Source organism: Nocardiopsis oceani, assembly GCF_054777395.1.
In genome coordinates this window covers 16767-41882 of sequence record NZ_BAAHAR010000011.1, presented here as the reverse complement: position 1 = coordinate 41882, position 25116 = coordinate 16767, and the positions used below count along the sequence as shown (strand labels likewise).

Here is a 25116-nt window from a genome sequence, read left to right as displayed (position 1 = left end):
TCGAAGGAACGGCGATGACAAAGGTGCGGACTTGCCCTACCTGCGCCGACACGGTGACAGCGGGCGACGCCTTCTGTGAGGGCTGCGGTCGGAACCTCCCCGAGGACGTGCGTTCCGCGCCGGCGGAGACAGCTGAGCCCGACCGCGTACCGACCACTCCCCAGACGAGCATGTCGGGGGCGGAGACGGTGGTGGTCGAAAGACCGGGACTGACCCCCTCCGAGGGTGCTCCGACCGCCCCCCAGGTCAGCCTCAACGGCGCGCCCGGGACCGGTGCACCCGGCGAGTCCGCCCGCTCCGAGGCAGACGCGCCGCAGGAGGACGGCGGGCCGGAGTCGGACTGGGACAATGTCGATGCTCAGGTGACCCAGCCCGTGCGCCGGGACGTCCCGGCACCGGAACCCGCGCCGCCGGCGCCGCCGAAAGTGGCCCCCGAGTGGCCGCCGCCCGCGGTCGGCAGCAACCCCGTGGCTGTGGAGAACCCGGACCTGTGCGTGTGGTGCCCGGGCCGGGTGGTCGACGGCTACTGCGAGAAGTGCGGCTTCCTCCAGCCCACCGGCCGCGACCACGTCGAGGTCCGGGCCGGTCTGGCCTTCGGCGTCAGCGACCGCGGCCTGCGGCACAAGCGCAACGAGGACGCCATGGCCATCCGGGTGGTCGGGGACGACGAACCCCGCGGTGCGGGCACGGTCGTGACCGTGGTCTGTGACGGGGTCTCCAGTTCGCCCAGGTCCGACGAGGCCTCCAGGGTCACCGCAGAGACGGGGGCGACCGTTCTCGCCGACCGCATCCGCGAGGGCGCCGACCCGCGCGAGGCCACCGGCGACGCGATGACCCGGGCGGCCGAAGCGGTCGCCGCCATCGCCGACTCACCCAGTTCCGCACCCGCCTGCACCTACGTGTCGGCCGTGGCGGACCCGAAAACGGGTGCCGTCACCGTCGGCTGGGTCGGTGACAGCCGTGCCTACTGGCTTGCCGGAAGCTCGACCTCCAGCGCTTCGTCGCTGCTCACCAGGGACGACTCCTGGAGTGAGGCGATGGTGCAGATGGGCGCGCTCTCCCGGGACGAGGCGATGCGCTCGGCCAACGCGCACGCGCTCATCGCCTGGATGGGTGCGGACTCGGGTGAGATCGACGCGCACATCTCGACCATCAACCCGACCGGACCCGGGCAGATCGTGCTCTGCAGCGACGGACTCTGGAACTACTACCCGGAGGCCGACGACCTGGCCGACGCCGTCCCCGAAAGGGGTGCGGCGCCGCTCGAAGCGGCCCGCACCTACGTCAGCCTCGCCCTGAGAGCGGGCGGCAAGGACAACATCACCGTCGTCGTCATTCCCGTACCCACCGAGCAAGGGGGTTCCCGTGCCGAACAGCTCTGACCGGGCAGCCGAGCCCGAGTTCCGCGTCGAGGTCGACCAGAACCGGTTCCTGCCTCTCGGCGGGACCGAGGTGCACGCTGTAGTGAGCGTGACCTCCAACAGCCCCGTGCTGGTGGGGTCGGCGGTACGGGCCTCCGAAGTGATCATCATCGATACCTCCGGCTCCATGTACGGGGAGAAGATCAACGCCGCCAAGCAAGCGGCCCGCGCGGCGATCGAGACCCTGCGGGACGGCGTCCGCTTCGCCGTGGTCGCCGGGCACCGCGAGGCGGAGATGATCTTCCCCGACACCGCCGAGCTGGTGGAGGTGGACTCCGACACCCGTGCGGAAGCGCTGGAGGCCGTGGGCCGCCTGCGCGCCGACGGCGGCACGCGGATGGGCAACTGGTTGCTCAAGGCGGACGAGCTGTTCGGCACCGTCGACGACGGGATCAAGCACGCCATCCTGCTCACGGACGGTCAGAACAACGAGATGTCCGACGTCTTCGAGGGGGTTCTCCAGCGGCTGGCGGGCCGGTTCGTGTGCGACTGCCGCGGCGTGGGCACCGACTGGAAGGTCGAGGAGCTGCGCCGGATCGACTCCGCGCTCCTGGGCGGCGGACCGGGCATCATCGCTGACCCCGCCGACCTGGAAGCGGATTTCCGGGCGATGGCGCAGGCCTCCATGGGCAAGGCGGTGGCAGACGTCGCGCTGCGCCTGTGGACCCCGCAGAACTCCGTGGTGCGCTACGTCAAGCAGGTGGCGCCCACGGTGCAGGACCTCACCCAGAAGGTGATCGAGAGGGTAGCCCAAGCGGGCGATTACCCGACCGGTTCCTGGGGGACGGAGAGCCGCGACTACCACGTGTGCGTGGAGGTGCCCCCGGGCGACCCGGGACGCCAGCTGCGCGCGGGGTGGGTGCGTGTGGTGATGCCCGGCGAGGGCGGGGCCGAGGACCAGGTCCTCGCCTCCGGCAACATCCTCGCCGAGTGGACGTCGGATGAGGCCCGAGCCACCGAGATCAACCCCCGGGTGGCTCACTACACGGGCCAGGTCGAACTGGCCCAGGCGATCCAGGACGGGCTTACCGCCCGTCGCGAAGGCGACGAGTCGACCGCCACCACCAGGCTGGGCCGGGCCGTCGCACTCGCACACGAGTCGGGCAACGAGGAGACCGCGAAACTCCTCGACCGTGTGGTCGACGTCGTCGACGCGGTCACCGGAACCGTCCGGCTCAAGCCCAGCGTCGACAAGGTCGACGAGATGACCCTCGACACCAACTCGACCCGGACCGTCCGGACCAGACCGCGCCAGAGCGGGTCCGGGACCGGCGGCGCCCCCGGACCCGGGTAGGAGGGACCCATGCCGAGTTGCCCTTCAGGGCACCACTCCGCGGCCACCGACTTCTGCGATATCTGCGGGCTGCGCCTCCAAGCGCTCTCCGCACCGCAGCCAGCCCCCCAGAGACCGCAACCACGACAACCGAAACCGGCGACCCGCGGCGGGCCGTGTCCCGAGTGCGGCACGTCCAGGGCCGGTCGGTTCTGCGAGGAGTGCGGTTACGACTTCGCCTCCCAGTCAGGGAGCCACCAGCGGCGCATCTCCGATCCCGGGAGCGCGCCGATCGGTGTGCGCTGGCGCGCGATCGTCGCCGCCGATCCCGCCTACTACCAGTACATGGTGGACCAAGGGATGCTCGATCCGTCCCAGATCAACTTCCCCGCGGGAGGCCAACAGCGTCGCGTCACGCTCCAAGGGGACCGAGTGCACATCGGTCGGCGGAGCAAGTCCCGGGGGTTCACCCCGGAGATCGACCTGGGCGGGCCCGACGGAGACCCCGCGATCTCCCACATCCACGCGATCCTGCTGTCCCGCCCGGACGAGACCTGGGCCGTCGTCGACCCCGGGTCGACCAACGGGACCACGATCAACGGGACCGCCAACCCCATCTCCCACCACGTGGAGGTTCCACTGAACGACAGTGACCGTATCTACGTAGGCGCTTGGACCGTCATCATCCTCCAGAAGGGGTGAACCCCGTTGATGCCCCCCAACTCCGACCAGGTGGCCAGGCGCCCCGAGCCGGGCGCTCCCTCGCTGCCTCCCAGTCCCTCCACCCCCGCCCCCGGTGGCCCCACTACCGGAGCCACCGGTTCCGGACCTGTCGTCGGAGCCGATGCCAACGGCTCCGACTCCGCCACCGGGCAGCGGATCCGCGCCCTGTGGCCGCGTGTGCGGAGGTCGATGCGCACCACGCCCGCGCGGGTGTGGGCGCTGGCCCTCCTGTGCGTCCTCACCATCGGCGGCCTGTTCGGCTCGGCGACGTTCACGCTCAACCAGGCCAGCGACGGCCTCCACGTCCTCGGCCGGGACGCGGGCCCGCAGGCGATGGCGACCACTGAGCTGTACCTGGCGCTGGCCGACATGGACGCCAGGAGCGCGGACGTGCTTCTCATGGGTACCGACCACGACCTGGGGTCGGGGCGGGAGGACGCCTTGGAGCGCTACGACGCCAGCCGGGCCCAGGCCAACGAGGCCCTCCTCCAGGCCTCGTCCCTCACCGAGGGCGACACGGTCGAGGAGGGCAACGTCCAGGCCGTCCTCGACGGGATGGGCGACTACGAGCAGAGGGCCAGTGAGGCGCGGCTGCTCAACGACGAGGCCCAGGCCCCGCCAGGGGAGGTCGACCCGGCGGCCCTCGAGGCCTACCGCGAGGCCAGCCAGCTGATGCACACCGAGCTGATGCCCAAGGCGTTCAACCTGGGGCTGGACTCCTCCGCGATCGTGCGTACCAACCACGAGGAGGGGCAGTCGTCGGTGGCACTCGGCCTCGTGTGGGTCGGCGCGGTGGGCGTGGCGACCGTCGCCTCCCTGATGGGCCTGCAGCTCTACCTGCGTGTGCGCTTCCGGCGCCGGTTCAACGCGCCGCTCCTGGGCGCGACGGCCGGGACCGTGGTGCTGACCCTCGGGGTCGTCTTGGCGCTGAACAGCAGTGGAACGCATCAGAGCGGGGCCAAGGACGAAGGGTTGGACGCCGCCATGGCGCTGGCCCGCGCCGGGGCCATCGCCACCGACATGCAGGCCGACCAGAGCCGTTATCTCGCGGACGACGATTTCGCCGACAACCACCAGCAGGTCTACCTGGAGCGCGCCCAGCAGGTGCTGTTCCGCCCGGCCAGCACGCTCGACGAGTACTACGCGGCGATCGGTGAGATCCCGGACGCCTACCCCGCCCTGCCGGGCGCGGACGGCGCGGATCCCGAAGACCCGGGGACGCTGGGCTACCTGGGCCAGAGCGCCCAGGACTCGCTGCTGCCGGGACAGGAGGACGCGCTGGCGGAGGTACTCACCTCCTATAACGACCTGCAGGTCGAGGATCAGCGGATGCGGGAGGCCGCGGAGTCCGGCGAGCTGGACGAGGCGCTCGATATCCGGATGGGGGTGGCCCACTCCGAGGACGGGGCCTTCCCCGCCTACTCGGCCGCCCTGGACGGGCTGATCGAACTGCACCAGGAGGAGTTCACCGCGGGGATCGAACGCGGTGACTCCGCGCTGTCCCTGTGGACGTGGGTGCTGCCGGTCGGCTCCCTCATCCTCCTGTCCCTGGTTGTCGTCGGGGTGCGTCCCCGTCTCGCCGAGTACCGCTGACCCCGAGAGAAAGGAACAGGCCGATGCGCTTTCGACACCGTCGTGGCTCGGCCGCGGCTGCCTTGGGCGCCGTGGCGGTGATGGTGCTGTCCTCCTGCTCGGCGGAGCGGGAGGAATCCCTGGTCGACGCGAGTTCGCTGACGATCGGGGTCAAGGACGACCAGCCCGGACTGGGGCTGGACGTGGACGGCGACCTGGTCGGGTTCGACGTGGACGTCGCGCTCTACATCGCCGATCACATGGGGATCGACGACGTCGAGCTGGTGGGCGTCACCTCCGCAGAGCGCGAGGACGCGCTGATCGAGGAGGAGGTCGACATGGTGGTGGCCACCTACTCCATCACCCCGGAGCGCAAGACGGAGGTGACCTACGGGGGCCCGTACTACGTGGCCAAGCAGGACATCCTGGTACGCGCGGACGAGGACGCCGTCGAGGGGGTGCGCGACCTGGAAGGGCGGAGCGTCTGCCAGGGCGAGGGCTCCAACTCGGCGTTCCGGATCACCGACGGCCTCGGCATCGACGTGTCGGAGCTGCAGGAGGTGGACAGCTACAGCGCCTGCATCGAGAGGCTGGGCGACGGCTCCGTGGACGCTGTGTCCACGGACGACCTGATCCTCGCCGGCTTCCTGGCCGAGGACCCCGACGCGTTCCGGTTCGTGAACAACCCCTTCACCGACGAGAAGTACGGGGTGGGGCTGCCCCACGGTGACGTGGCGGCCTGCGAGGCGGTGAACAAGGCGGTGACCGAGATGTACCAGGACGGGACGGCGCCGGGGCTGCTCGAGGAGTGGTTCGGGGAGACCGACCTGGAGGTGGTCGAGAGCGTTCCGCAGTTCGAGGGTTGCGACTGATCCGAGGTTGCGACCGAGCTGTGCAGTCTGGTGATGTCGACGGCGGGTCCCGTTTGCAACGGACGGGGCCCGTGCACCCAGAGTGATGCTCGGGGCGCGCGCAGACATAACGACTGGGACGGCGGGGGCTTCCCGGGTGGCCCGAACGGGATATATGGCAGATACTGAACCATATGTAGTGCCTTGGGGGGACAGAGGAGGAGTTGTCCGTTGACCATCGTCGAGTTCCTGAACGATCGGTTGGACGAGGACGAACGCGCGTCCAAAGCCGTGCCCGTGGGTTCACGCGGTCGGGAGCGCGCACTGGCCGAGGTGTCGGCCAAACGCAAGATCGTCCGCGGGTACACCGAGGCGCACCGCGAGAGCATGCGCATACTCGACACCTCCTCCCAGGCGGTGAAGGTCAAGGGTGACCCGTGGTCCGAGCTCCTCGCCTGGCGCCTCGCGGTGAAGTACCTGGCCGCCGTCTACCGAGGCCACCCCGAGTACGACCGGTCCTGGGAGGACTGAAGCTGTGTTTGCTTTGGGCCTCCGCGCCTCCCGCCCGTCGCCCGCCACAAACGCTCTACGGACGCCTTCCGCGCAGTCTGGAATGTGTCTTGCTTCCTCGCTGGCGGCTTGACCCCCTTGCACTGTGCTTGCTGCAACCCAGGCTCCCCGGCGCGCGAACTGGCTCATCCCGGCAGGGCGAGCAAGCGCTCGACGGTCTCGGTGAGGTCGCGGCCCTCGACGTCCGGTCGGTCGAAGACCGACGGAAAGCGCCCCTCCAGGTGGGCCGACCAACCCGTCACCAACCCGGCCCGCCGACCGCCCGCGGCGTCCCAGCCATGCGCGGTGACCAGGCCCAGTCGTTCCGGTGCCACCTCCAAGGCGCGCGCGGCGGAAAGGTAGGCCTCACGGACCGGTTTCCACGTCCGGGGCCCGCCGCCGTCCAGCACCGCGTCCACCGCGAGCCCGGAGCGCTCCAACAGCATGCGGACGTCCTTGGGGTCCCCGTAGCCGAGTGTCGCCGTCCGGACCCCCTCCTCCCGCGCGGCGGCCAGCACCTGTGCGGCCTCCGTGCGCGGTTCCAGCCGGGTCAGCCCGTCGATGATGGCGTCCTCGGCGGCGGGGGCGATCTGGTTGCCGGTGATGTCGCGGAGCGAACCCCGTGCGACGTCCTCGAAGGTGCGCTCCCCGGCCAGCAGCGACAGCGCGAACGCGTCGCGCATCAGGTGGTCCCACCACCTGGTCATGAGCACGCGGGGGATACCCGCCGCACGGAAGCGCCACTCCAGGGGGCCGAGCGGGAAGAGGGTGTCGAGGACGTCGAGGACCAGCGCGGTGGGACGGGCGGGACGTTCGTGCGTCTGCGGGGGCATCGGCTGCGCTCCAACTCCTGAGGGGTGTTGGTGCGTACCTACCCGCGTCCGGGGCGTGTGCTCAGGACGCGGCCAGCCGGGGGACCTGCTCCGCGGCCCACGGGCTGATGAGCCAGGGTGTCCGTTCGGCGAGGGCGGTCACGTCCGACCAGGCCGCCCAGGCGAACTCGGCGATCTCGCTCGGGTCCGGGGCGGGAGTGTCCTCCGTCCGGGCCCAGAACACCGGGCAGAACTCGTTCTCCACGATCCCCTCGGCGGAGACCGCACGGTAGCGGAAGTCCGGTAGCGCCTCGGTGACCTCGGTCAGTCCGATGCCGAGTTCCTGCCGGACGCGGCGGTGCACGGCCTCGACCATGGTCTCCTCAGGTGCGGGGTGGCCGCAGCAGCTGTTGGTCCACACACCGGGCCAAGTGGTCTTTCCCAGGGCCCGCCGGGTGAGCAGAACGCGGCCGTCGGGGCCCACGACGTAGCAGGAGAAGGCCAGGTGCAGAGGAGTGTCCTCGGTGTGCACGGTGGCCTTGTCCGCCACCCCCACGCGCTGGTGGTCCTCGTCCAGCAGCACCACGAACTCACGCTGGGGCCCGCCCTCGGCCGCCGCCGGTACCGTTGTCTGCTGGCTCACGGAACTCTCCCTACCCGCGGCCCCGGGGCCGCGCAAACGATTCTCCTGCCTTCTATGGTCGCCCGTACCGTACATCGGTCCGTACCGGACGGGGGCGGGAACGGGAGAGACAGTCCGGTGCCGAAGTGCGCATAGTGTTCCTCATGGCCCACGAAGGCGGCCATCGGGACAGCGGCGGGATGCAGTGGTGACGGAAACGGTGACGCGTAGGACGGTCGACGGGATCGACCCGGAGAAGCTTCGGGTGTGCTTGGAGGTGCTCGCAGAGGCGGAGGAGCTGCCCGGCGACCACGAGGACTCCAAGACCTTGCAGCGGGCCACCGCCCGGGTCTTCAAGGCGCTCAAGGAGCGGCGGCGCAAGGAGCGCAGGGCCGCCCAGAAGGCCCACGACGAAGCGGTGTTCGCCGCCACAGCGACGGCTGCACCGGACCGGATCGACGACGAGACCAACGGTCGCGCGCTCACCAGCCGCGCCCTGGGTGCCGGTGAAGGCGCCGGAGACGGCGAACGGGGTGCCCAGCTCGCCGGGGTGCTGCGCAAGGCCCGGTCCTGCTACGTCTGTAAGACGAAGTACCGAGAGGTCGACGCCTTCTACCACCAGCTCTGCCCGGAGTGCGCCGCGTTCAACTGGCAGCGCCGCGAGGCCAGGACCGACCTGACCGGGCGCCGGGCCCTGCTCACCGGGGGCCGGGCCAAGATCGGCATGTACATCGCGCTGCGGCTGCTGCGCGACGGCGCCCACACCACGGTCACCACGCGTTTCCCCAACGACGCCGTACGCCGGTTCGCAGCGATGCCCGACAGCGACCAGTGGCTGCACCGGCTGCGGGTGGTCGGTATCGACCTGCGCGACCCCGGCCAGGTGGTGCGGCTGGCCGACTCGGTAGCCGACCAGGGGCCGCTGGACATCCTCATCAACAACGCCGCACAGACCGTCCGCCGCTCGCCCGGTTCCTACGCCCCGCTGATCGAGGCCGAAGCTCAGCCGCTCACCGGCGCGGGGCTGCCCGAGCCGCTGGTGCTCGGCGGGGTCCGTCCGCGGGAGCTGGCGGAGGCCGATGGGGCTGAAGTCGCCGAGGCCGCGCCGCACGAACTGACCCCCGAGATGCTCACGTCCCTGGCGCTGACCACAGGTTCCGCGCATCCGGACCGGGTCCGCGAGGGCGGAGCGATCGACGCCGGGGGACTGGTGCCGGACCTGGCCCCGGTGAACAGCTGGACCCAGCGGATCGGCCGGATCGATCCCGTCGAGATGCTGGAGGTGCAGCTGTGCAACGTGAGCGCGCCCTTCCTGCTGGTGGACCGGCTGCGCCCGGCGATGGCCGCCGCTCCCGCGCGGCGCACCTACATCGTCAACGTGTCCGCGATGGAGGGTGTGTTCGGCCGCGGTTACAAGGGCCCCGGGCACCCGCACACGAACATGGCGAAGAGCGCCCTGAACATGCTCACCCGGACCAGCGCCCAGGAGATGCTGGAGAGCGACGGCATCCTCATGACCAGCGTGGACACCGGTTGGATCACGGACGAACGTCCGCACCCGGACAAGGAGCGCTTGGCCGAGGAGGGGTTCCACGCCCCCTTGGACCTGGAGGACGGGGCCGCCCGCGTGTACGACCCCGTCGTCCGCGGCGAGCTCGGCGAGGACCTGCACGGCTGCTTCCTCAAGGACTACCGGCCCTCGAACTGGTAGCGCTTGGTCGCGACCACCCTTTCGACGGTGCCCGCGCGGCTGGTCTGCCGGTAGACCACGGTGAACCCCGCCGCCCACAAGGAAGGAAGGGTCCGGCGGCGCTGGTGGTCGGCGGGCCGCGAAAGCGCCACTGCCTCGAGCGCCGCCTGGAGGCCGCGAACGGCACGCCAGGGACTGGCGACGTGCCCCAAGAGGACGAGGTGGCCCCCGGTGCGCAGCACCCTGTAGGACTCTGCCAGGGCCGCGTCCGGGTCGGGGACGCCGCTCAGACCGAGCGTGCACACCACCGTGTCGAAGGCGGCGGACCGGAAGGGCAGGCGCTGCGCGTCCCCCTGCACCAGGAGCGTGTCCGGCCGCACCGACAGCGCGCGCCAACGGGCCCCGGCGAGCATGCCCCGGCTCAGGTCGAGTCCGCAGAGCCGGACCCGCGGATGGTAGTGGGGAAGGTTGAGACCGGTACCGACCGCGATCTCCAGCGTGTCCCCGACCGCCCATCCGCAGGCCCAAGCGCGGCCGTCATCGAGCATGAGCGTCTCGTAGACGCCGGCCTCGGTGTCGTATCGGGGTGCGTACGCGTCGTACTGGCTCCGCGACCGGGAGGTCTGGTCCTTGGCCATCGAATTCACCTCGCCCTGAAGTGTTCCCGGCTCAGGGTTCGAGGACCAGGCGGACCGGGGAACCGATCCGCTTCTCGAGGCGTTCGACCGCATCGGGTGCCTGTTCCAGGGGCAGGCTGTCGCTGATGGACCGCTTGAAGTCCAGCCGTTCCGCGCCGACCAGGTCGACCAGCTGCACCACGTGTTCGGGCTCGGAACCGTAGTGGCCGAGGATCTGCTGGCGCAGGTAGCTGAACCGGGTGCCGTCCTTCACTTCCAGCGGCCGGTTGGTCAGGCCCACCAGGACCAGGCGGCCGTGTTCGCCGAGGAGCTGAACGGCCTGCTCGCGCACGGCCGGTACCCCGGCGAAGTCGAAGGCGGCGTCCAGTCCGCGGCCGTGGGTGAGCTGGCCGATCCGGGTGAGGAAGTCCGGTGCGGTCGAGTCCAGGGCGACGTCGGCACCGAACTGGAGTGCGCGCTCGCGGGCGTGTGCGTCCGGGTCGGCGGCGATGATCGGGGCCGCGCCGACCAGCCTGAGCAGCTGGACCGCGTGCGCGCCCAACCCGCCCACGCCCCAGACGCACACCGCTTCGGCGGGACGCACGTCACCGGTCGCGGTCACGGCCGCCCAGGGGGTGGAAACGGCGTCGGGGATGATCGCTGCCTGGTCGAAGGGGAGTCCGTCGGGGAGGGGAACGAGGGTCTCTTCGCCGGCCAGCGCGTACTCCGCCCACCCGCCGTCGTAGTCGACACCCCTGGTGAGGACCTGTCCGTGCCGGTCGTGTTCACCGGCATGCAACGCCACCCGGTCGCCGACCCTCGCGTCGAGGACCTCCGGCCCCAGCTCCTCGACGACACCGGAGACCTCGTGCCCGAGGGTGACCGCGTCCCCCTTGAGGTGGAGCGGGGTCAGGGTGCCTTCGATGAGGTGGACGTCGGACAGGCAGACCCCCGCGGCCCGTACCCGGACGAGGACCTGGCCCCGGCCGGGGGTGGGCTTGGGGACGTCGGTGACCTCCAGGCTCCGGTCGCTGATGTTCAGCCGGGCCGCGCGCATGGTGGCCATAGGTCTTCCTCGCAGTCGTGTCGTGGGTGCCCTTTTCACCCCCGATCATCACGCTTCGTACCGGGGTGTGTACGTGGACGACACGGGCGATGCGGGTCAGAACCCGCTCACTTTTTCGTCAATCCGCTCGAGCGCTCAGGGGCGCGCTGCCGGACGTCAGTCCATGAGACCGCTCCGGTAGGCCCACGCGGCGACCTCCACCCTGTTGCGCGCACCCAGCTTCTCCTGGACCCGCGCCAGGTGCGTCTTGACCGTGCTCACAGTGACGTGCAGTTCCGCCGCCACTTCCGTGTTGGTGAGTCCGCGCGCGACCGTGCGCACGATGTCCGTCTCACGCGCGGTCAGGTCGCTCTCGACCGGACTCCGCCGGGGCGCCCGGCCGCCGGAGAAGTGCTTCAGCAGGCGCACGGTGATCCGCGGGGACACGAGGGCGTCGCCCCGGTCGGCCGACCGCACGGCCTCCACCAGCAGGGCCGGTCCCGCGTCCTTGAGCAGGAAGCCGACCGCGCCGCCGGTCAGCGCGGCGTGCACGTACTCGTCCAGGTCGAAGGTGGTCACCACGACCACCCGCATCGGGTCGGCGACCCCGGGGCCGACCAGGCGCCGGGTCGCCTCCAGCCCGTCGATCCCAGGCATCCGGATGTCCATGAGGATGACGTCCGGCAGCAGCTCCCCGGCGAGCCGGACCGCTTCGAGACCGTCTCCGGCCTCCCCGACGACCTCGATCCCGTCCTCCGCGTTGAGCATGTAACGGAAGCCCGTGCGGACCATCTGCTGGTCGTCGGCGAGCAGTACTCGAATCGTCACTCTGGTCCGTCCCCCTCGCGCGGTACGGGCAGGGTCGCCCGCACCGTCCAACCCTGCCCCATCCCGACGGGGCCCGCGGTCAGCTCGCCGCCGAGGAGCCGGGCCCGCTCGGCCATGCCCACCAGCCCGTGCCCGCCGCCCACGGGAAGTCCGCCGCCCCGGCCGTCGTCGTCCACCCGGACCAGCACACCGTCGTCCTCGGCGGACACGACCACGCTCACCCGGGTGGCGCCGCGGGCGTACCGCAGCGCGTTGGTCACCGACTCCTGAGCGATCCGCAGTACCGCGGTGCCCACGGCCGGCGGAAGACCCGCCAGCCCTTCGCAGACGTGCACAGTCACCTCCGGCCGCCCCGGGGCGGCCGGGGACGCCAGCGCCGCCAGCCCTTCCGCGGGTGTCGGCGCCAGCGGGGCTTCCCCGGGCTGCCGCAGCCGGGAGACCATGCCCCGCATCGACTCCAGGGCGCGGGTGCCCGACTCCTCGATCTCGGGCAGGGCGTCCCGGACCGCCCCTGGGTCCCGGTCGGCGATGTGCCGAAGGGCCTGCGCCTGCACCACGATCCCGGTCACCTCGTGGGCTACCACGTCGTGCAGGTCACGGGCGATGGCCAGGCGCTCCTCCGACCGGACCCGCTCCACGCGCGCGCCGCGTTCGGCCCGCCTCCAGCGCAGGTACAGGCCTGGTGCCAGGCCTACCGCTACGACTGAAAGCGCGGTGGTCGGATCGAGGTTGAAGGGTTGGCGGAGGTAGTCGGAGTAGGCGGCGAGGAAGACCAGGGCGGTTACCACCGCGATGTGCCAGGCGCGGCAGCGCAAAGCGGTCAGCGCCAGGACGATGAGCAGGGTGACGGCCTCGGCCATCGTGATGGGGTAGCCGAAGATCCCCTTGGGTAGCGGCCACAGCAGTGCGGACACCGTCATGACCGACACCGGCGCGGCGACCCCCGCGGCCAGGGTTGCCCTGGCGCCGGCCCAGGGCGGGCTGACCAGGGTCACGAGGAGTACGCAGACCGCTCCGGAGACGCTCGCCGCGAAGTCCATCGGGGAGGTCGGCGGGCCGGGCCAGCCCTCGATACGCGGGATCTCCAGCGCGGTCCGCAGATCGAGTGACCACTGCAGGAGTACCACCGCCGACAGGACCACGGCCGCCAGGTACTGCAGCGCAAGGGACCTTCGTTCGATGGAAGCGAAGAGCCTGCTCAGCGCGGTCGTATGTGTCATGCGGCAAGGCTAGGCCGATACGTGGGGGCCGGGCATCGGTCAATCGGCCGACCCGCGGAGCACCTCCGCGGTGGCCGGGTCGGCGGGCAGGAAGGTCTCGATGGCGAGCCCTGCGACCGTCACGTCCACGGCGGTTCCGAAGGTGGCGACGGTACTCAGGAGGGAGAGGTCTCCCTGGGAGGTCCGCAGCCGCAACGGCACGGCCAGCTCCGTCGGCTCTGCCGCGAGGTCGTCCCCGCGGGGATCCGGGGCAGGGTAGTCGGACAGCTCTCGGAGCAGAGCGCGCAGGTCGCCTTCTCCGGTCCACTCCGCTTCGCGCCGCAGCCGGTCCAGCAGATGCGCCCGCCAACGGCCGAAGTTGAGCACGCGTGGCGCCATGCCGTCGGGGTGCAGTGCCACCCGCAACACATTGACCGGAGCGGTGAGGAGTTCCGCCGAGACCCCTTCGAGGAGGAGCGGTACGGCGGCGTTGGCCTCGAGAAGGTCCCAGTCCGAGTCGAGCACCACGGCAGGGTAGGGCTCGTGGCCGGTGAGGATCGCGCGGACGGTGGTGAGCAGCGACTCCAGGCCGGGACCGTCCGGCGGGGTCTCAGGGAACTCGGGTGCGTACCCGGCGGCGAGCAGGAGCCGGTTGCGCTCCCGTAGGGGTACCTGGAGCGTCTCGCAGAGCCGGAGGACCATCTCCCGGCTCGGTTGGGACCTGCCGGTCTCCACGAAGCTCAGGTGCCGCGTGGAGATGTCGGCCTCCAGGGACAGGGCCAGCTGGCTGAACCGGCGCCTGCCCCGCCACTCGCGGAGCAGGTCACCGACCGGACGCGACCGTTGGCCCCCCGGCGCGGCGGGCCCCGGCCGCGCCCCGCCCGGCCGCGCCCCGCCCGGCCGGGTACTGCCCGACCGTGCGCTGCCCGGTGGCGTGTTGGTCACGCGGCCCTCCTTGTGCTCCCTCGCAGGGTCAGGACCTCCGCGACGGTGATACCCGCGACCGCGACGGCCTGCGCCAGGACGAAGGCTACGCCCCAGAGGGAGGGCGCGAACAGGGCGACGACCGCGAACGAACCCAGGATCCACAGGACGTTGACCGCCACCACCGTGTGCACCGAGCCGTGCCGGACGGTCCCGGTGGCCGACGTCCACCAGAGGAACGCCGCGAACGCCAGCAGGAACAAGCCCGCGGCGACGAGCAGGGCTGCGGGCAGACCCAGAACCGCGGACAGCGGGGCCGCGCCGGGCAGGAGCACCAGTCCGCAGACGGCGCAGGCCAGGGAGTCCAGACGTAGGGACAGGCGGAGCGGACGGTCGGTCGCGGGCACGGAGAGTGTGCTGGCCATGGGAGCCTCCAGGATGCTGTCGGCCGTGGTCGGCCGGGTGAGGCACAACTGTCGCCCGGCAGGGGGAGCGGCGTCGATGACGTCGGAGGTAACGGCGGCGGCCCGAGAGAGCTGTTGGAGGGTCCGGGGCTGGCCGGGCGGTGAGGGTGCGGCGGCGGGGTCGGCCGAAAGGCTGAACCGGGAGGGGAGGCGTTTCGGCTGTTCGGGCGATGTGCGGGAGGGGGAGCGCTGGCCAAGCTTGGGGCCTATCCACGGAGAGGACCCTTGATGAAAGCTGTGAACCCGTCCGCCACCGTGCCGTCCGATGAGGTCGGACCGGCTGCTGCCTCCGCCGACGGCGGGGCCGCCGTGAACGCCGATGGTCCCGCCAGGAGGATCGCGTTCCTGGACGCGGCACGCGCACTGGCGATGGTCGGCGTGGTCATGATGAACGCGCACACCATCGTCTTCGCCGCAGAACGGCTCGGCGAGCGCGATCAGAGCGCTGTGGCCTCGGCCGTGGACGCCGTGCTGGGCCTCCTGATGGCGGGGAAGGCGCGGGCCATGCTCATGGTGCTGCTCGGGGTCGGCGCCGCCCTCGCCTGGCGGGCGGCGGAACGGCGCGGAGGGAGGCCGATGGCCCTCATGCTGCGCCGCTACGCGGTCCTCGGCGTGCTGTTCGGGGTGCCGCACCTGCTCGTGTTCCCCGGCGACATCCTCACCCACTACGCGCTCACCGCGCTGGTGCTCGCCCCGCTGATGCCGTTCCTGCTGGGCGGAGCGGGGCGTGCGTTCTGGTTCGCGGTCGCCGCATTCTCGGCCGCGCCGTTCCTCGAGTACCTCGCGGGCACGGTAGGGCCGCGGACCGAAGGGGACGTCCTGGTCACCTTGGTGCCGCAGACCCTGGGTTTCTTCTGCGTCGGCCTGTGGCTCGCCCACCGGCCCGAACTCGCTCCGGAGACCGCCGGCGACCCCTCCTGGCTCCCGCTCCGGATGGTGTGGACCGGCCTGGTCGGTCAGGTGCTCGGCCTGGCCGTCCTCTACGGCTCCGACCTGCTCTTCCCCATGGAAACGGATGCCGCCGGCGCCCCTGTGCACCTCACCTCCGAGGGCATGCCGGTGGTCGCGCCGGGGGCCGAGATGATGGTGTCCTTCTCGGGCACGCTGACCGGTCTGGGCGGCGCCCTGTTCTTCTTGGGGCTCGTGTGGTGGCTGGTCCGCCGGAACGGGCCGGCCTCCCGTGCGCTGGGCGCCCTGGCCCCGCTGGGTCGCATGACGCTCAGCGTCTACCTCGGCAGTACTGCCGTGTTCCTGCTAACCATGAAGCCGTTCGAGGGGGAGATCCCGCTCATGGCGCAGTACGGGATCGGTGTCGCCTACTTCGTGCTGGTGTTCTTCCTCGCCCGCTGGTGGCTGCGCGCGTTCCGGCTGGGCCCGCTGGAGTGGGTGTGGCGGCGCCTCACCCACCTGCGCCCCATGCCGATGCGGCGCGGCGAAGGCGTACACGCGGCCTGACCGGTGCCGGTTCTGGTCGGGGCCGGGCCTATCCTCCCGCCACCGAGGGGAGCAGGCGTACATCGGCCCCGTCGCGGACGTGTGCGTCCAAGCCGCCGACGGCCCGGCACTCGTCCTCGTCCACGAACACGTTGACGTACCGGCGGAGCTGGCCGCGCTCGTCCCGGATCCGCCGGTCCAGACCCGGGTGCCGGGCGGCCAGGGTGTCCAGCACACCGCGCAGCGCGCTGTCGTCGGGGACCTCCAGCGGTACGTGGGAGGCCCCGTCGGCGTCGGCCCGCAGCACGCTGGTCAGGTGTACGGTCACCCGCACTTCACACCTCCGCCGCTCGGATGCACAGCACGTCGGGCAGGTGAGCGGCCACCCGGTGCCAGCGCTCTCCGTCGTCGGCGGCGGCGTAGACGTCGCCCGAGCGCGTACCGAAGTAGAAACCGGGGACGTCCGCGCCGTCGGTGCAGGCACCGTCGCGCAGCACGATTCCGAAGTACGGCTCCTCCGGCAGGCCCTTGTTGACCGAACGCCAGGCCTTCCCCCCGTCGTCGGTACGGTAGGCGCTCAGCCGGTGCCCGGGTGGGAAATGCACTTCCTGGCTGACCACGGGGAAGTTGAGCGCGGACTCGGGCCGGTGCGGGTGTGCGACCACCGCGAAGCCGAAGTCGGTGGGCAGCCCTTCCTCGATCCGGCTCCACCCGTCGGCGGCCGGGGCGTCGCTGCGGTACACGCCGTGGTGGTTCTGCGCGTAGAACGAGCCGTCCGGGGCGGCCGCGACCTTGTGCACGCACTGGCCGTACTCGGGTTCCTCGTCCGGCAGGAAGCCCGCGGAGATGCCCCGGTTAGCCGGTGCCCAACTGGCCCCGCCGTCCCCGGTCTGGTAGACACCCCCCGTGGACATGGCCACGGTGATAGCCTCCGGCGACCGCTGGCCGGTACCGAGCGTTCCCGGCAGGACGGTGTGGATCGCCGCGCCCCCGGCCCCGGGGAACCAGTTGGTCCGGTGAGGGTGGTCCCACAGCGCCCGGACCAGTTCGAAGCTGGTGCCGCCGTCGGAGGACCGGAACAGGGCGTGCGGCTCCACCCCCGCGTAGACCGTGTCCGGGGTGGCCCCGAAGGCGAACTGCCAGGCACGCGCGAGCGAGGTGTCGGTGTCCTCGGGGAAGGCGATGGGTGCGGTCTCCGGTTCGGTCCAGGTCGCGCCGAGGTCGTCGCTGTGCCAGACGCTGGGTCCGAAGTGCCAGCTCTCCGTTCCGGCGAGCAGGCGACCGGTGTGCGGGTTGATCCCGACGGAGTAGACGGGGCTCATCCCCGCATCGTTTTCTTCGTCGAGTCGGTGCGGACCGTGCACCTTCCACCCACGCCGATCCTCGCTGTGGGCGGTGAACAGCCCCTTGCGCGTGCCTATGACCAGGATATATGCCATGACGAGCCCCAAGTTGTGATGTGGGTCTCCACTGTGGCACAGGGGGGTGACATTCGGGAGGGTGCGCGCGGAAGGCGCCTGCGGAGGGGTGCGGCGAGTGGCCCTCGCGGCCCGTGGGCGCGGCTTTCGGATACCTCGGATAACGAACAGTTAGGAACCTGAACGATTTGCTGGGAGTGCAAATTCGCCTCCCGCGGGAAATGGTGGGCCCGTTGGAGGGATAACTTCCGTGAGGAGGGAACTCTTTCCTGGCAAGGGTTCAGCCGGTAAGGGGAAGGCGGTTGCGAGTACCAGACCTCTTTGCAATAAAATCCCGGGCCAACCGGTGTTTGCCCGAAGCTCCCCCAGGCCTCGGGTGCCGGATACAATCCGTCATCAAGCCCGGACGACTTCCCGCATCCTCGGCTTCTCGGTCCGTTTCAGGACCACCGTCCCTATGGTCGGTCCCGCGTACCAAAGAGAACCGAGTTCCCACTCGATAGGGTCGCCTCATGCACCACCCCCCGGACACGCTCCACGCTCGCAAACGTCGTAAGGCGCGGGCCACGATCGTGTCGGCCGCCTTCCAGCTCTTCGCCGAACACGGATTCGACAACGTCACTGTCGCCGCCATCGCCGAACGCGCCGAGGTCGGCCGCACCACGTTCTTCCGGTACTTCGGTGACAAACAACAGGTGCTGTTCGCCGACGACAGCGCGGAGGCGGACCGCATGTGCGCCTACGTGCGCGACAAGGCGGACCGGCCCCTGGGCGACGACCTCGGGGCGGCCCTCACCCTGCTGCGTGAGGCCAGCGCCGTCACCAGGCCGTACGCCTCCCTGTCACCCGCTCACTCCGCAGTGCTCGTGCGGCTGCTCAAGGAGAGCGTCGACCTGAGATCGCGCTACCTGCTCACCCGGCAGCAGCGCGCGCTCCGGCTCGCCGCGGCGCTGACCGAGGCCGGGGCGACCGAGACCGTCGCGGTCCTGGCCGCCCACGCCGCGATGGCCTGTGAACTCAGCGCGATGCGCCTCGCGGAGAGCCCTGAGGCCTTCCCGGTCCGCATGGACGAGGCCCACGGGAAACTGCGCACCCTCGGGGCCTGAGACGGCACGCCCTCGGGACCTGAGGGCGCCGCCGCGCCGACGGTGCAGGGTCGGCGGGGGTCAGATGTCGTTCTCCCGCACCAGGCGGGTGAGCTGGCGGCCGAAGAACACCACCACCGTCAGGCTGACCGCGCTCACCAGGACGTAGGGGGCACGGAGGGCGTCCGTCTGCCCCAGCGTCGGCGCCAAGGACGACACCAGGACACCGCCGACCGCCATGCCCACGGCGCTCATACCGACGCTGACCGTGCGCATGGCGGCGTTCACCCGCCCGAGCAGGTGGTCCGGGGTGATGCGCTGGCGGATCGAGGTCATCGCGATCGCGTAGCCCAGCACCAGTCCGCCGGAGAGGAAGTACACCCCGGCCACGACCGCGGTGAGCGGGAACAGCGCCACCACCAGGTACAGCAGTCCGCTGACGGCCAAGCAGAGCACCGGCAGGGTGCCGTGCGGCAGGGCGGAACGCAGCCAGGAGACCAGCTGCCCGCCCACGATGCCGCCGATCGCGGCGAAGGCCATGAGCAGGCCGAACCCGGCTGAGCCCAAGCCCAGGGTGTCGCGCACGAACAGGACCTGGGTGGAGAGCAGGGTCGCGTAGGCGGTGTTGATGAAGACCGCGATGACCGCCACCGCGCGCAGCAGGGGCTGGTTCCACAGGGCCCGCACACCTTCGGCCACGTCTTCCCACACCCCGCGGAGCCCGCGCGGCGCCGCCGCCGGGGCCTCGGACGACGGGGCGGTTGTGGCGGGTAAGGTCGCCCGGACCCTGAGCAGGGCCACCACTGACACCAGCAGCGCGGCGGTGTTGAACAGGAACGGCGTGAACAGGCCCAGCGCCAGCACGAAACCGCCCAGCGGACGCCCGGCGAACTCCTGCGCCACGATCGCCCCGGACCGGATGTGCCCGTTGGCCCGTTCCAGACGCTCCTTGGGGACCAGCGCCGTCACCGTGGTCTCGGCGGCGGTGTCGTAACAGACCTCCAAGACGCCGAACGCGAACGCGAAGGCCGCCAGCAGGGGGACCGAGTGCCAGCCGGAGAACACGACCAGCGCGAGGAGCAGCCACAGCAGCATACGCAGGGTGTTCGCGGAGACCATCAGCGTGAACCGGGGGACCCGGTCGATCAGCACCCCGACGGGCAGGGCCAGGAAGAGCCAGGGCAGCCGCCCGGCGGTCGCGACCGCCGCCACCAGGGCCGCGTTGTCGGGCGCGAGCGAGGAGGCGAGCCAGGGCATGGCGATCATCGCCACGCCGTCACTCAGGTTCGAGGCCAGGGAGGCGGACCAGAAGGCCCAGAACCGGCCACCGAGCGGCGCCGTCGACGCCCGGGTCGTGGAGTCGGACATGGGGGCAACACCGACCTTTCGCGCCCCGCGCCGGAACCCCGGTCCGGTCCCGATCGGAGCACCGGAACGCCCAGCCAGGCTAAGCGGCGGCCGATGGCGGACCGTGACCGGCATAGGACAACCCGTTCCGACCTGCGGGGGTGGTCGGGAGCGCCGTTCTCGGCCAGGATGGGGCGCTGTGAGCGGCACACACAACACCTCCCACGGCGACAACCACGGCACCCAGGTGCAGATCGGGTCGGTGGCCGGCTCGGTGAGCATCCACCAGAGTGAGCCCCGTACGGTCCGGCTCCTTCCGCAGCGCGAGACCAGCGCCTTCCAGAACCGGAGCGGGGAACTGGCCCAGCTCGACACCCTCTTCGAACGTGCGAAGGAGGGCACGGGGAGCTGGCTGTGGAGCCTGGTCGGAGAGGCGGCGGTCGGCAAGACCACGCTCGCCCTCACCTGGATCATCCTCAACCGGCACCGTTTCGGTCACGCCCAGATCGCCATGGCCTGCGGCGGAGACCCCGGTGCGGGGCGGGGCAGGGGCGTCGAGCAGGTGTGCGACGAGTACTTCCACGCCGCCGGTGTCGATCCGACGCGCCGGGGTTCGACAGCCTGGAGGGCAAGCTCAGCCTCTTCCGGCAGCACACCGAGGGAAGGCCCGTGGTCGTGCTGCTGGACGACGTCCGCTCGGCCGCGCAGGTCGAACCGTTCCTGTCCGACCTGCCCGGGACGGTCGTGATCACCACCAGCCGCGAACCGGTCCGAGGGCTGGGCATGCGGCTCCCGACCACGGTGCGGGTCGGGCCGCTGGAGGACGGGGCCGTCGCGGCGCTGTTCCACGACATCCTCGGCCCCGAGCGCTTCGCCGACGATCCGGACTCCTTCGACCGGCTGGTCCGACTGTGCGCGGGGATCCCTCTGATCGCCGGTCACTCTGCCGCCCTGCTGTGCGACGAGCCGGGCCTGTCCGCCGGGGAGCTGGTCGCGCGTATGGAGGAGTGCGGCCGGCTCGCCTATCTGGACGAGGCCTCCGAGGTCTCCACCCGGCCCATCGCGGTCTTCGACGCGTTCTACCGGGAACTCGACGAGCACGCCGCCCTGCTGTACCGCGCGCTGGGCCTGCATCCCACCCGTGACTTCGACCGGTGGCTGGCCCGGTCCGTCTTCGGCCAGAACTCGGACCGAGGCGACGGGGCGCTGGACCGCCTCCTGAAGCGCAGCCTGGTCAAGACCGACTGGGCGGGCCGGTACGTGATGGAGGATCTCACCTACGAGCACGCGACGTGGGTCGCCACCGCGAAGAGCTCTCCGGAGGAACGCCGCCGCCTCCTGCGGGGTATCGCCGACTACTACCTGTACGGCGCGGTGGCGGCCGACACGGTCCGCACCCAGCGCTGGAAGCTCGGTCCCCTGTACGGGAAAGCCGCCCCTTGCTCGTTGCCGGACTTCGCCGCGGCCGCGAAACAGGTCCGGCAGGACGACAGGCTTCCCGACCGCCTCGAACCCTGGTTGGTCCGGCGCCGTGAGATCCGTGAACGCAGCGCCGAGTTCGTGCCCGGCCGGATGGAACGCGATCCGACCCCCGACGAGTGGTTCGAGGCCAACCTGGACGCGATCATCGCCTGCGTGGAGCGGTCCGGCCGGGTGTGGGACGGGTGCCTGCCCGATCCCGGCTACGCCTGGCAGGTGGCCGAGGCAACCAACGGCTACTTCACCGCGCACGGCCGGACCGACGAGCGCGTGGCCCTGCTCGCCTTGGCTGTCCGCGATGCCGAGGCCAGCGGGAGCGCCGACGCCGTGGCCCGGATCCGGGGGCAGTGGGGCGAGGCGATGCTCGGGCGGGGCCGACTGGCCGAGGCCAGGCAGCAGCTCGATCTCTCCCTGGAAGCCGCTGAGCACGAGCGGGCCGACCCGAGAGGCAGGGGCGCGGCCCTGGAGTGGCTCGGCATCCTGGAACGCCGTGAGGGTCACCGGGAAGCCGCGGAACGTCGGCTCGAGGAGTCGTTTCCCTACCTCGACCACACTCGCGCCCGGCCGTCAGCCCTCCACCACATGCACATGGGGGACACGGCACTGCTGGGCGGTGACCAGGAGGCGGCCCTCGACCGGTACGCGAGTTCGCTCCGGCTGTTCCGCGAGCACGCCGAGGCGGAAGGGCCCGACCACGCCAACGAGGGCAAGCTGCTGGTGAGCCAGGCCCGCATCCTGGCCGAGGAGCACCCCGGCCAGGCCGTCGCGCTGCTGGGGGAGGCCCTGGACCGCTTCGTCGCGGCCAACCGCGCCTACCAGGTCGGCAAGGTCCTGGAGACCCTGGGCGACCTCGGGGACAGCCCAGGGGGGCGGTGGACCACGGCGGCCGAGGTGTACGAGCTCGTCGGCGCGACCGGAGCCGCCAAGCGCGTCCGGGAGAAGCTCACCGGGCTGGAGCGGGCATAGCGTCGGGGCCGGGCACGAAGCTCCGGCCCCGGTATTGCTGGAACGGGGTCAGGCGAAGAGTTCGTCGGTGGTCTCGGCCTTGATGGCCCGGCCGAACCAGGTGTCGAGCTGCTCCAGGTCGGTGCATTCCTCGATGCGCCGACGCGCGGAGGTGTCGACCGGGACCCCGTGCACCACTAGAAGGCGGAGGATGTCCTCGCGCTTGGCCTTGGCGAGCCCTGCCTCCAGGCCTTCTTCGCGCCCTTCCTCTCGGCCTTCCTCACGGCCTTCTGCGAGGCCCTGGGCACGGCCCTCCTCGCGGCCCTGCCCGACGTACTTGCGGGCGAAGTCGCTCTGCCACTCGTAGGTTCCGGTTGCCATGAGTTCCTCCCACATCAGTCGAGCCGCAGCGCTGAGCTTGGACTCTATGAAGTCATAGTAGATGAGCCGCGTGTGTTCGGGCAGGTCGTCCAGCGCCGTTTCGGCGGCCTTGAGTACCGCTGGGTTTTCCCCATGTGCCGCTGCTGAGAGCACCGCCAGCTCCGGGAGGCGCTTCGCCCGGTCGATGTCGTCGACGACCGGTGTGTTGCTGGGCCCAAGGATCGCGGGCCTGAGCAAGGCTCCTCCGGTCTCCACCTCGATGGGGGTGCGTGCCCACCGCTCGGTGTGGCTGTCCGGGCACACGACCATCAGCCGAACCGGGCAGCGCAGCTCCTCTCTGACGGTGGCGAGGTACAGCGGCCAGGTATAGGGCTTGTCCCTCGTCCACGCCCTGCTGGACCTCGGTGAGGATGGCCAGCACTTTGGCGCCGTCGCGGTCGTAGAGCACGACGACCTTGTCCGACTTGAAGGCTTGGGGTTTGAGTTTGGTGTGGTCGCCACAGCCGATCTCCGCGCGGGCGAAGTCGGGCACGGGGAAACCGATCGTGTCACTCAGCATCAGAGGTGCCAGCTCGGGCTGGTTCTGGAACAGCCGTACTTGCAGCTCGTGGTCGAATCCGGGCATGGCATGAAACTACAGAGCGTGGTCGCGTGATGTCGGTGGAATCCGGAAATCAGCGGGTGCAGACCTCGAAGGGGACGGTGAGTGTGCGCTCCGGGGAGATCCGGATCCTCAGCGGGCTGCGGGCCGCGAGCGCCGCCGGGGTGGTCGGGTGGTCAGCCGTGACGAGGCGTTCGGCGAGGACGCACACGGCCAGGTGGTCGTCGTCGAGGGAGTTTTCGAAAGCAACCCGGAGCAGCGCCCCTTCGCGGGTGCGCAGGCGGGCGCCCGCGGGGGAGTGCACGACGGTGAGCCTCGCGCCGGGCCGGTGGGCGAACACGGTGTCGGACCACAGTTCCTCGTCGGCGGGGAGGCCCTCCTCCGCGACGGTGAAGGCGTCGGCGGCCCCGGCGAGGCGGTGGTCGAGTTCGGCGTCGGACACGACCAGGATCCCGGGGCCGTCAGTGTTCGCGGCGGCGGGAACCCTGTGGACGGCGAGGGAGTCCTGCATCGGGGTGACGTCGACCCACAGGGAGGCGGCCCCGAGGCTCTGGACCCTCGGCGGCGGCACAGCGAGGAGCGCGGGGGTGCGCGCGGGCGGATCGACCCCCATGATCCGGTAGGCCTCGGCGCGGATGAGGTCGAGCGACTGCTCGGGCGCGGAACTGACCCAGGCGCGGGCGGTCTCGTGCGTGTGGTCGCGGAGCTTCTCTGCCTGGTGGAACTGGGGCGGGAACGGTGCGTGGGGGTCGAAGGGCTGGGCTGCGTCATAGAGGCGGCCGAGCGCGGAGTCGGGGTCGACGGCGTCGCGGCCGCCGGGGGAGAGCAGGACCGGGCGGCCGAGGGCGGCGGCGTAGACGCTGACGGAGCCGTGGTCGGAGAGGACGAGGTCGGCGGCGGTGACGGCGGCGCGCCAGCCCTCGTCGGGCGGGATCAGGAGGAGGCCGGAGCGGAGGGCTTCGTCGAGCCACGCCTCGATCTGGCGCTCACTGTGCGAGGACCAGACATTGGGGTGCAGGACGAGCGCGAGGCGGTATTCGTCGTACGGGAGTCGGGCGAGGAGCCGTGGTACGAGCGAGGGGTGGGACCCGAAGAGGGAATCGGTTTTCCAGGTGGAATTGACGGTGATGAGCTTCTGTCCGGGGCGCAGGCCGAGATGGTCGCGGTAGTTGAGCCGCCGCGGTGCGCTGGCGAGTAGCCGGTCGTAGCAGGGGTCACCGGCGAGAAAGGCGAGGGGGAGGGCGTCGGGGCAGCCTTGGCGGAGCCGGTCGAACTGTTCGTTGTGTGAGAGCGCGATGGCTGAAGGGACCAGGCGCCCTTCGTGTTTGAGGGTCCCGTCGGAAAGCCCGAAGACTTCCTGCTTCCTGCTTCCTGCTTCCTGCTTCCTGCTTCCTGCTTCCTGCTTCCTGCTTCCTGCTTCCTGCTTCCTGCTTCCTGCTTCCTGCTTCCACCTCTTATTATATCCGTTGCCGTGGGGAATTCTCAGGATCGGGGAATTTATCTCGTGCAGATTATCGCCGAGGCTGGCGGTGACGACGAGGTCGAATTCCCTTTTCCGGGCCTGGTCCCAGGGGAGGTGGCGGACGCCGTTCTCCCGGATGTACTCCTGGACGCCGTTGGCGAAGACGGCACCGCTGGTTTGGGCGCAGTAGAGCTGGACGCGGGGGTCGTGGAGCGCGGGAAGGATGTCGGCGATGCGGGTGGCGGCGGTAACGCTGTGGATCACGAGGAGTACGCGCAGGCTGGTGTCGACGGTTCGCCACTCGGGGGTCAGGGCGAGGATCCGGTCGGCTGTGCGGGGAGGCTCCTTGGCGGTCACAAGTCGCAGAGCCTACT

General features: G+C 70.9%; 25 protein-coding genes. 12 read left to right on the top strand and 13 right to left on the bottom strand.

Going from position 1 to position 25116, the window contains the following annotated elements; all coding sequences use genetic code 11:
* Nucleotides 1-14 precede the first annotated feature (14 nt).
* The 6 genes from ACYVDG_RS08120 to ACYVDG_RS08095 all read left to right on the top strand — a co-directional run bounded on the left by ACYVDG_RS08120 (nucleotide 15) and on the right by ACYVDG_RS08095 (nucleotide 6371).
* Nucleotides 15-1382 carry a PP2C family protein-serine/threonine phosphatase gene (locus ACYVDG_RS08120; protein ID WP_460747803.1) on the top strand — a complete coding sequence of 456 codons (1368 nt, stop codon included), beginning with the start codon at nucleotides 15-17 and terminating at the stop codon, nucleotides 1380-1382.
* Entirely contained in the window at nucleotides 1366-2715 is a 1350-nt protein-coding gene (locus tag ACYVDG_RS08115) for a VWA domain-containing protein (RefSeq protein WP_460747801.1), read from the top strand. Before ACYVDG_RS08120 ends, ACYVDG_RS08115 begins: the two co-directional genes overlap by 17 nt.
* A 9-nt stretch (nucleotides 2716-2724) precedes the next feature.
* On the top strand, nucleotides 2725-3396 hold the full coding sequence (locus ACYVDG_RS08110; protein ID WP_460747800.1) for an FHA domain-containing protein: 672 nt from the start codon (nucleotides 2725-2727) through the stop codon (nucleotides 3394-3396).
* A 210-nt stretch (nucleotides 3397-3606) separates the two neighbouring features.
* Nucleotides 3607-5010, top strand: coding sequence for a hypothetical protein (locus tag ACYVDG_RS08105; RefSeq protein ID WP_460747947.1), 1404 nt, complete (start codon nucleotides 3607-3609; stop codon nucleotides 5008-5010).
* Between the two features lie 23 nt (nucleotides 5011-5033).
* Nucleotides 5034-5861, top strand: a complete 828-nt coding sequence (locus ACYVDG_RS08100; RefSeq protein WP_460747799.1) for a glutamate ABC transporter substrate-binding protein — start codon at nucleotides 5034-5036, stop codon at nucleotides 5859-5861.
* Between the two features lie 210 nt (nucleotides 5862-6071).
* Nucleotides 6072-6371, top strand: a complete 300-nt coding sequence (locus ACYVDG_RS08095; protein WP_460747798.1) for a DUF6221 family protein — start codon at nucleotides 6072-6074, stop codon at nucleotides 6369-6371.
* 164 nt (nucleotides 6372-6535) lie between these two features.
* Here the strand turns inward: ACYVDG_RS08095 and ACYVDG_RS08090 are convergent, their stop codons facing one another.
* Both ACYVDG_RS08090 and idi read right to left on the bottom strand, forming a co-directional pair.
* Nucleotides 6536-7222, bottom strand: a complete 687-nt coding sequence (locus tag ACYVDG_RS08090; protein ID WP_460747797.1) for an HAD family hydrolase — start codon at nucleotides 7220-7222, stop codon at nucleotides 6536-6538.
* 61 nt (nucleotides 7223-7283) lie between these two features.
* Nucleotides 7284-7844 carry an isopentenyl-diphosphate Delta-isomerase gene (gene idi, locus ACYVDG_RS08085; protein WP_460747796.1) on the bottom strand — a complete coding sequence of 187 codons (561 nt, stop codon included), beginning with the start codon at nucleotides 7842-7844 and terminating at the stop codon, nucleotides 7284-7286.
* A gap of 187 nt (nucleotides 7845-8031) precedes the next feature.
* On the opposite strand from idi, the gene ACYVDG_RS08080 reads away from it, so the two are divergent.
* Nucleotides 8032-9534: an SDR family NAD(P)-dependent oxidoreductase gene (locus ACYVDG_RS08080; protein ID WP_460747795.1), complete on the top strand. Its 1503-nt coding sequence runs from the start codon at nucleotides 8032-8034 to the stop codon at nucleotides 9532-9534.
* Here the strand turns inward: ACYVDG_RS08080 and ACYVDG_RS08075 are convergent.
* From ACYVDG_RS08075 to ACYVDG_RS08050, 6 genes are all read right to left on the bottom strand, one after another.
* A complete protein-coding gene (locus tag ACYVDG_RS08075; RefSeq protein ID WP_460747794.1) occupies nucleotides 9513-10151 on the bottom strand; it encodes a class I SAM-dependent methyltransferase in 639 nt (212 codons plus the stop codon). The two genes, ACYVDG_RS08080 and ACYVDG_RS08075, sit on opposite strands and share 22 nt — an antisense overlap.
* Nucleotides 10152-10182: 31 nt before the next feature.
* Nucleotides 10183-11196: a zinc-binding dehydrogenase gene (locus tag ACYVDG_RS08070; protein ID WP_460747793.1), complete on the bottom strand. Its 1014-nt coding sequence runs from the start codon at nucleotides 11194-11196 to the stop codon at nucleotides 10183-10185.
* A gap of 156 nt (nucleotides 11197-11352) precedes the next feature.
* Nucleotides 11353-12003: a response regulator gene (locus tag ACYVDG_RS08065; protein WP_460747792.1), complete on the bottom strand. Its 651-nt coding sequence runs from the start codon at nucleotides 12001-12003 to the stop codon at nucleotides 11353-11355.
* Entirely contained in the window at nucleotides 12000-13223 is a 1224-nt protein-coding gene (locus tag ACYVDG_RS08060; protein WP_460747791.1) for a sensor histidine kinase, read from the bottom strand. The genes ACYVDG_RS08065 and ACYVDG_RS08060 overlap by 4 nt, the downstream gene beginning before the upstream one ends.
* A 39-nt stretch (nucleotides 13224-13262) precedes the next feature.
* A complete protein-coding gene (locus ACYVDG_RS08055) occupies nucleotides 13263-14147 on the bottom strand; it encodes an MmyB family transcriptional regulator (RefSeq protein WP_460747790.1) in 885 nt (294 codons plus the stop codon).
* The gene (locus ACYVDG_RS08050; protein WP_460747789.1) at nucleotides 14144-14551 is read right to left on the bottom strand and encodes a hypothetical protein; all 408 of its coding nucleotides are present in this window, start codon (nucleotides 14549-14551) and stop codon (nucleotides 14144-14146) included. The genes ACYVDG_RS08055 and ACYVDG_RS08050 overlap by 4 nt, the downstream gene beginning before the upstream one ends.
* 267 nt (nucleotides 14552-14818) lie before the next feature.
* Here ACYVDG_RS08050 and ACYVDG_RS08045 point away from each other — a divergent pair, with 267 nt between their 5' ends.
* The gene (locus tag ACYVDG_RS08045; protein WP_460747787.1) at nucleotides 14819-16045 is read left to right on the top strand and encodes a DUF418 domain-containing protein; all 1227 of its coding nucleotides are present in this window, start codon (nucleotides 14819-14821) and stop codon (nucleotides 16043-16045) included.
* A 28-nt stretch (nucleotides 16046-16073) separates the two neighbouring features.
* On the opposite strand, the gene ACYVDG_RS08040 is transcribed toward ACYVDG_RS08045, so the two are convergent.
* Together ACYVDG_RS08040 and ACYVDG_RS08035 are read right to left on the bottom strand one after the other, a co-directional pair.
* Nucleotides 16074-16358: a MoaD/ThiS family protein gene (locus tag ACYVDG_RS08040; RefSeq protein WP_460747786.1), complete on the bottom strand. Its 285-nt coding sequence runs from the start codon at nucleotides 16356-16358 to the stop codon at nucleotides 16074-16076.
* Nucleotide 16359: 1 nt separating this feature from the next.
* On the bottom strand, nucleotides 16360-17463 hold the full coding sequence (locus ACYVDG_RS08035) for a WD40/YVTN/BNR-like repeat-containing protein (protein WP_460747785.1): 1104 nt from the start codon (nucleotides 17461-17463) through the stop codon (nucleotides 16360-16362).
* Nucleotides 17464-17954: 491 nt separating this feature from the next.
* On the opposite strand from ACYVDG_RS08035, the gene ACYVDG_RS08030 reads away from it, so the two are divergent.
* Nucleotides 17955-18548 carry a TetR family transcriptional regulator gene (locus ACYVDG_RS08030; RefSeq protein ID WP_460747784.1) on the top strand — a complete coding sequence of 198 codons (594 nt, stop codon included), beginning with the start codon at nucleotides 17955-17957 and terminating at the stop codon, nucleotides 18546-18548.
* 60 nt (nucleotides 18549-18608) lie between these two features.
* Here the strand turns inward: ACYVDG_RS08030 and ACYVDG_RS08025 are convergent, their stop codons facing one another.
* Nucleotides 18609-19895 carry an MFS transporter gene (locus ACYVDG_RS08025; protein ID WP_460747783.1) on the bottom strand — a complete coding sequence of 429 codons (1287 nt, stop codon included), beginning with the start codon at nucleotides 19893-19895 and terminating at the stop codon, nucleotides 18609-18611.
* A 178-nt stretch (nucleotides 19896-20073) separates the two neighbouring features.
* On the opposite strand from ACYVDG_RS08025, the gene ACYVDG_RS08020 reads away from it, so the two are divergent.
* Nucleotides 20074-20622: an ATP-binding protein gene (locus ACYVDG_RS08020; RefSeq protein ID WP_460747782.1), complete on the top strand. Its 549-nt coding sequence runs from the start codon at nucleotides 20074-20076 to the stop codon at nucleotides 20620-20622.
* A complete protein-coding gene (locus tag ACYVDG_RS08015; RefSeq protein ID WP_460747781.1) occupies nucleotides 20544-22319 on the top strand; it encodes a hypothetical protein in 1776 nt (591 codons plus the stop codon). The genes ACYVDG_RS08020 and ACYVDG_RS08015 overlap by 79 nt, the downstream gene beginning before the upstream one ends.
* 48 nt (nucleotides 22320-22367) lie before the next feature.
* Here ACYVDG_RS08015 and ACYVDG_RS08010 read toward each other — a convergent pair whose 3' ends face one another.
* The gene (locus tag ACYVDG_RS08010; protein ID WP_460747780.1) at nucleotides 22368-22988 is read right to left on the bottom strand and encodes a hypothetical protein; all 621 of its coding nucleotides are present in this window, start codon (nucleotides 22986-22988) and stop codon (nucleotides 22368-22370) included.
* Nucleotides 22989-23052: 64 nt separating this feature from the next.
* On the opposite strand from ACYVDG_RS08010, the gene ACYVDG_RS08005 reads away from it, so the two are divergent.
* Entirely contained in the window at nucleotides 23053-23334 is a 282-nt protein-coding gene (locus ACYVDG_RS08005; protein WP_460747779.1) for a hypothetical protein, read from the top strand.
* A 19-nt stretch (nucleotides 23335-23353) separates the two neighbouring features.
* On the opposite strand, the gene ACYVDG_RS08000 is transcribed toward ACYVDG_RS08005, so the two are convergent.
* The gene (locus ACYVDG_RS08000; protein ID WP_460747778.1) at nucleotides 23354-25099 is read right to left on the bottom strand and encodes a hypothetical protein; all 1746 of its coding nucleotides are present in this window, start codon (nucleotides 25097-25099) and stop codon (nucleotides 23354-23356) included.
* Nucleotides 25100-25116: the final 17 nt, after the last annotated feature.

Bases quoted from the DNA above. Each gene is read 5' to 3' on its own strand.
- ACYVDG_RS08045 (WP_460747787.1), top strand. From the start codon at position 14,819: ATGAAAGCTGTGAACCCGTCCGCCACCGTGCCGTCCGATGAGGTCGGA.
- ACYVDG_RS08105 (WP_460747947.1), top strand. From the start codon at position 3,607: ATGCGCACCACGCCCGCGCGGGTGTGGGCGCTGGCCCTCCTGTGCGTC.
- ACYVDG_RS08070 (WP_460747793.1), bottom strand. From the start codon at position 11,196: ATGGCCACCATGCGCGCGGCCCGGCTGAACATCAGCGACCGGAGCCTG.
- ACYVDG_RS08060 (WP_460747791.1), bottom strand. From the start codon at position 13,223: ATGACACATACGACCGCGCTGAGCAGGCTCTTCGCTTCCATCGAACGA.
- ACYVDG_RS08110 (WP_460747800.1), top strand. From the start codon at position 2,725: ATGCCGAGTTGCCCTTCAGGGCACCACTCCGCGGCCACCGACTTCTGC.
- ACYVDG_RS08090 (WP_460747797.1), bottom strand. From the start codon at position 7,222: ATGCCCCCGCAGACGCACGAACGTCCCGCCCGTCCCACCGCGCTGGTC.
- ACYVDG_RS08100 (WP_460747799.1), top strand. From the start codon at position 5,034: ATGCGCTTTCGACACCGTCGTGGCTCGGCCGCGGCTGCCTTGGGCGCC.
- ACYVDG_RS08025 (WP_460747783.1), bottom strand. From the start codon at position 19,895: ATGTCCGACTCCACGACCCGGGCGTCGACGGCGCCGCTCGGTGGCCGG.
- ACYVDG_RS08035 (WP_460747785.1), bottom strand. From the start codon at position 17,463: ATGGCATATATCCTGGTCATAGGCACGCGCAAGGGGCTGTTCACCGCC.
- ACYVDG_RS08120 (WP_460747803.1), top strand. From the start codon at position 15: ATGACAAAGGTGCGGACTTGCCCTACCTGCGCCGACACGGTGACAGCG.
- ACYVDG_RS08010 (WP_460747780.1), bottom strand. From the start codon at position 22,988: ATGGTCGTGTGCCCGGACAGCCACACCGAGCGGTGGGCACGCACCCCC.
- ACYVDG_RS08075 (WP_460747794.1), bottom strand. From the start codon at position 10,151: ATGGCCAAGGACCAGACCTCCCGGTCGCGGAGCCAGTACGACGCGTAC.
- ACYVDG_RS08030 (WP_460747784.1), top strand. From the start codon at position 17,955: ATGCACCACCCCCCGGACACGCTCCACGCTCGCAAACGTCGTAAGGCG.
- ACYVDG_RS08050 (WP_460747789.1), bottom strand. From the start codon at position 14,551: ATGGCCAGCACACTCTCCGTGCCCGCGACCGACCGTCCGCTCCGCCTG.